This is a genomic window from Promicromonospora kroppenstedtii DSM 19349 (genome assembly GCF_000515355.1).
Taxonomy (GTDB): Bacteria; Actinomycetota; Actinomycetes; order Actinomycetales; family Cellulomonadaceae; genus Promicromonospora; species Promicromonospora kroppenstedtii.
Genome location: NZ_KI911744.1, coordinates 16,461 through 17,644, shown reverse-complemented (window position 1 = coordinate 17,644; position 1,184 = coordinate 16,461). Strand labels below are relative to the sequence as shown.

At 72.9% G+C, this 1,184-nt stretch carries 2 protein-coding genes; both read left to right on the top strand.

Annotation, left to right across the window (positions count from 1 at the left end; genetic code table 11):
• Nucleotides 1-139: 139 nt before the first annotated feature.
• Nucleotides 140-751, top strand: coding sequence for a TetR/AcrR family transcriptional regulator (locus tag PROKR_RS24250; protein ID WP_036968791.1), 612 nt, complete (start codon nucleotides 140-142; stop codon nucleotides 749-751).
• The coding region (locus tag PROKR_RS24245; RefSeq protein ID WP_036969076.1) for an alcohol dehydrogenase catalytic domain-containing protein at nucleotides 748-1,184 on the top strand (437 nt) is incomplete at its 3' end. The genes PROKR_RS24250 and PROKR_RS24245, both read left to right, overlap by 4 nt.

The following is a 1,184-nucleotide window of genomic DNA, read 5'->3' as shown; positions in this document are numbered from 1 at the left end:
CGGGCCCCGCCGCCTTTCTCCTGTCCGACGACGCCGCCTGGGTCACCGGGCAGACCCTCCTGGTCGACGGCGGGGCGAGCGTGCGGGCGGCCTGGTGAGCCGCGCGGCCGTCGCGGCGGGGACGGTGAAGGATGTGGCCATGCGCACCACGAACGTCCACGACCAGGTACTGCGGGCCGCCCTCGACCTGTTCGCCACCCAGGGCTACGCCACCACGAGCGTCCAGGAGATCGTCGCGGCGGCGGGCGTCACCAAGGGGGCGATGTACCACTACTTCGCGTCCAAGGACGACCTGCTGTTCGCGATCTACGAGCGCATGCTGTCGCTCCAGAAGGCGCGCCTCGACCAGCTCGTGGCGGCGGGGGACGAGCGCGGCGACGACGTCGAGCAGGTGCTGCGGGCCGTGTGCGAGGACGTGGTGACCACGTCGATCGAGCTGCTGGCCGAGGGCACCGTGTACACGCGCAGCCAGCACATGCTCGCGCCGGAGCGGCAGGCGGAGGTCAAGCGCCGCCGCCGGGCCTACCACGACGACTTCCAGGCCCTGCTGGAGCGCGGCATCAAGGAGGGCGTGTTCCGCGACGACGTACCCCCTGCGGTGCTCATCGCGCACTTCTTCTCGGACGTGCACTACCTGCCCCAGTGGTACTCGCCCGCCGGGCCCGAGACCACCGCCGAGCTGGCCGAGCAGCTCACCGAGCTGTTCCTGCGCGGCATCCGCGCCGAACCATCAGGAGGGAAGAAGAAGTGAACCTACCCACGGCGACGAAAGCGTGGCACGTGGTCTCCCACGGGGAGCCCGAGCGGGTGCTGGAGCTGCACGACGTCCCGGTGCCCGAGCCCGGACCGGGCGAGGTGCTGGTCCGCGTGCGGGCCGTCGCCGTGAACTTCCCCGACGTGCTGCTGGCCCGCGGCGAGTACCAGGAGCGGCCCGAGGTGCCGTTCGTCCCCGGCATCGAGCTGTGCGGCGACGTCGTCGCGCTCGGTCCCGGCGTGACCGAGGGGGAGCGCGTGCGGGTGGGCGACCGCGTCGTCGGCTCGAAGATCGGGGTGCTGGCGCAGTACGCGACGGTGCCGGTGCAGGCGGTGCACCCGGCGCCGGCGGCCCTGGACGACGCCCAGGCCGCCGCGCTGACGATCGCGTACCAGACGGCGTGGTTCGGGCTGCACCGGCGGGCCGGCCT